The sequence below is a fragment of the Streptomyces sp. NPDC060198 genome (assembly GCF_042728415.1).
GTDB lineage: Bacteria > Actinomycetota > Actinomycetes > Streptomycetales > Streptomycetaceae > Streptomyces.
The window spans coordinates 1-2,691 of record NZ_JBHWZJ010000599.1 but is presented as its reverse complement, the minus strand read 5'-3'; the positions used below and the strand labels follow the sequence as shown (position 1 = coordinate 2,691).

The window sequence follows — 2,691 nt, the reverse complement described above, 5'->3', positions numbered from 1 at the left end:
GTGCTATGGAGAAATCTCCCGGCAACACGGCGGTTCTCACGCCGCGCACCGAGCCCGCCGCACAGCCCGCCGGCTTCGCGGTGATGACCGACGAGGCGGGCAAAAAACGTCGCGTCGGGGCTCGGTCCGGTCGCCCTCGCCGGCGCCCTCGCCGACGGAACCGCCCTGACGGGCGGTTACCGACTGCCCGGCCTCACCCATCGGGGGTTCTTCGGCGGGACCAGCGCCGACGTGGTCGTGCACATGGCCGCCCACTTCGAGAAGGCGGTCATTCGCCGGATGAGCGACTCCGTGCGCCTGGAGACGCTGCGCGGGCAGGGCACGGGGCTCGCGCGGAGCACCGCGGAGAGCAGTTCGTCCGGCCATAACCTCGCCGCCGCGCTGACTCCGGCTCTCGGCCCGGCCACCGCCTCGGCACTCCCCCAGACGGGAGTGAACGCGTCGGCGGGAGTGAACGCGACGGAGGCGGACGCCGTCCAGCAACGCTTCAACGAGAAGCCGCTGACAGGCCGTGCCCTCCTGATCAGCGTCCCCGTCACGGCTCTGGCCGAGGTCGCGGTCACCCGGCACTTCAAGGACGGCCCGCTCGGGCCCGGGAACTCACGCTCGGCGAAGACGCTCAGGGACACCGCCGACCTGACCGTCGAGATGTGGATCACCGAGGCGGAGGCCATGAACCTCGGCATCCTGGGGGCCGAGGATACCCGTCCCCGGCTCACGGAGGCATGGAACGCGGTCAACGAGGCCCAGACCGCGGTCAAGGACAACTCCGTGGCCTACGACCAGGCCCGGCTTCCCTGGTTCAAGCAGGCGTTGGCGCACCAAGCGGATGCCGCGTCCGGACCGATGGACACCGTGGTGCTCGGCGAGGCGGAGCGGGCGGAGATCCGACGGATCAGTGACCGTTTCGACGCATCCGTCACCCACTACCGCGCTCTGCTGAAGCAGGCGATCGAGATCACGCAGAAGTACCAGGGAGCCGAAGGGCCGAGCGGTCAGCACACGGTGGACGCGAGCGCCGAACCACCGCTGCTCCGGTTCGACCGGTCCGTACGTCACGACCACGAGAAGCCCGCGGCCCCGCGAGCGGTTGCCCGCGACACGTTCAACTCCACCCCGGCACAGCTTGGTTCGGGCGCGAATCCGGTGCATGTCACGGCGGACACAGAGGGTGCGGCTCCCCCGGCGGGCGCGCCGACGGTGCTGGACCTGCCGATCGAGCCCGCGAGGGACGCGGTCCATGTCCTGGCCGAGTCGCCGGAGGCGGGGTATCTGCTGGGCGCTCTTCAGGCCAAAGGCCTCGCGCCCTCCCTCGACAACCTCAAGGAGGGCGGAACCCTCTACGTCGTCGGCCACGAAGGCGACGTCGGTGCGGGCGGACCGGCCATCGACGAAGTGCTGCGTCTGCTGGGCGGCGAGGAGAGCAGGGTGAAGGACTTCACGATCCACATGATCGTGTGCAAGGCGGCCGCACGGCAGGGTCGTGCGCTCTCTCCCGCCGAGAACTTCGCCCTCACCTCGGGAAAGAGCACCTCCGCCTCGACGGTCGACATCGCGCTGCACGCACGCGACCGGAACGGCGGATGGATCGACGTCTTCCCCCAGTCCTTCGCCGACGCCGTCGAACTCGGCAGGGCGTCCAGTGGGTTCGTCCTGACGGGAGACGTCCGCACGGTGACGAGCGACAGCGTGATGGACGAGCTGATCAGGCAGTTCCAGGAACTCGGTCTCGACGGCTCCCACGACGAGGAGCCCTCCGTGCCGATCGCCGCCCCGCCGACCGAGACGTGGGACACGGTGTCGGAGGAGGTCTACGACGTACTGAGCCCGAAACCCGTCGCGAAGCTCTCCCCCGAGGCCATGCTGGACGCGACTCTCGCCGGTCTCGGGCAGGACATCGCGAGGGCACTCGGTCCGAAAGCCCGTCAACGGGCCGAGGAAAAGGCACTGGAGAGGCTGAGGGAGCTCCGCGGTGCCGGCGCGTACAGCACGGAGCAGATTCGGACAGCACTCCGTCGCCTCCCCGAACCGCCGCGCGCATGGCTCCGGTTGTTCGATGCGGAGCGGACACCGGCAGTCACCACACCGATGTGAGGGGTGGTCGGTTTCACCCGTTCGCCCTCTTCGGAGGACCGCGCCGTGCGCGACCACCCCAACTACCCACCACCCACTACCCACACGATGACGACGAATCGACGAAGAGAGCAGAAGAGATGGCGGCGACGGAGAGCGGAAACGCACACGCGAACGGCCCCGAGGAGGAGTCCCGCGCGTCATCACGGCCGACCGAGACGGCGGTGCCGCGTCTCAGTGCCGGAGTGATCGGCGCGGGACCGGCGCCGAAGGACACCGGGCGACCCCACGAGGGTCCGGCCGCGGAGACCGCCGGCACCTCGCGTGTCCGCCCTGTGGCCGCCCCCGGCGCGGAGGAAGCGCCGGGCGAAGCGTCCCCGGAGCGGCCCCCGGCACCGGCACCGGCACCGGCCAAGGTGGCCGAGGCCGCGGCCGAGCCGCCGGAGGCCGCGCCGCGGAGGCCGGTCGGACCCGCGGAGCCCACCACGCCGGACTCGGCCGACTCCCCGTCCGGAACAACAGCCTCCACCGCCCCCACCGGCTCCCGCGCCCGCCGCTCCTGGCTGGGCGGCACCCGCACCACGACGGCGACGGCCACTTCCGCGGCCGGTACCACCG

1 protein-coding gene and 1 pseudogene are annotated in these 2,691 nt (G+C 71.1%); both read left to right on the top strand.

Translation table 11 applies throughout. The features are described 5' to 3' along the window. Nucleotides 1-243: 243 nt before the first annotated feature. Nucleotides 244-2,094 carry a hypothetical protein gene (locus ACFWEP_RS33925; protein WP_387376044.1) on the top strand — a complete coding sequence of 617 codons (1,851 nt, stop codon included), beginning with the start codon at nucleotides 244-246 and terminating at the stop codon, nucleotides 2,092-2,094. A 203-nt stretch (nucleotides 2,095-2,297) separates the two neighbouring features. Continuing rightward, nucleotides 2,298-2,691, top strand: a pseudogene (locus ACFWEP_RS33920) (hypothetical protein); the annotation flags it as partial.